Raw genomic sequence first — 1089 nt, 5'->3', positions numbered from 1 at the left:
GTCTCAATGAGCCGGGCCATCGTCACCTCGTCGGGGTTGCCGATCTCCCGCATAATTGCCAGGGCCTCAGCGCCGAGCGCCCGATGCCGATCGCCACGGCCCTGCCGGCTGTCCAGCCCGGTCAGGCCGATCAGGGCAGCCGCGCGAGGCCGGGTCGAGTCGGGAGCCACCGCCAAGGCACGCTCCACCCAACGTGCTCCCTCGACCGCGTGACCGCGGAGGAACCAGAACCGCCACAGGCTGGCCGCGAGCCGGAGCGCGGTCCCGGGCTCGTGGGCGCACGACCAGCGCAACGCAGCGCGCAGGTTGTCGTGCTCGCGGTCGAGCAACTTCGGCTGTTCGATGACCACCCCGGTGGCCCGTTCGGGATTGTGGGATTCGGCGACGGCAAGGAAGTAGGCGCAATGCGCAGCCGCCAGTTGAGCCGCCTCACCTGCATGATCGAGATTCTCTTGGCCAAACTGGCGGACCGTCTCCAATTGCCGGTATCGGGTCCCGGCGCCCCTCCTTTCGGTGACCACCAAAGACTTGTCCACCAGCTTGGCCAACAGGTCGAGCAGTTCGATCTGTTGGAGGGGCGCGTCAGCGCAGACTGCTGCCACAGCGTCGAGGGTGAAACCACCCGCGAACACAGACAGCCGGCGCAGCAGAACCTGCTCCGGTTTGGTGAGCAGTTCGTGGCTCCATTCCAAGGTGCCACGCAGCGTCTGGTGCCGTGTGACGCCGCTGGTTCCCCCGCCGAGCATGGACAAAGCATCGCCCAATCCCTGGACGATCTCGGCGGGTTCGAGTACGGCCGTCCTGGCCGCGGCCAATTCGAGGGCCAGCGGCATCCCGTCGAGCCGTCGGCACAACTCTGTCACCCCCTGCGCGTTGTCGGCGTCGAGCGCGAAACCCGGCCGGACCTGCGCTGCCCGCTCAACGAAAAGCCGGACAGAGGGCAGACGGCCCAGCACGGCCAGATCGAGAGCGTCAGTCGGCAGGGGCGAGGGCAGGGGCAATGACGGCACCCGGTAGGTGTACTCCCCGTCGGCATGGAGTGGCTCCCGGCTGGTGGCCAGCACTCTAACCCCAGGGGATCCGTCAAGT

Annotated in this window: 1 pseudogene; it reads right to left on the bottom strand. The window is 67.8% G+C overall.

The annotated features are described in order from the left end of the window. Window positions 1-1064, bottom strand: a pseudogene (locus LQV45_RS34935) (hypothetical protein); the annotation flags it as partial. Between the last annotated feature and the right edge of the window lie 25 nt (window positions 1065-1089).

The organism is Microbacterium sp. Bi128 (genome assembly GCF_918698205.1).
Note: the sequence above shows the minus strand (reverse complement) of the source record. Positions and strands in the feature narration are given on the sequence as shown.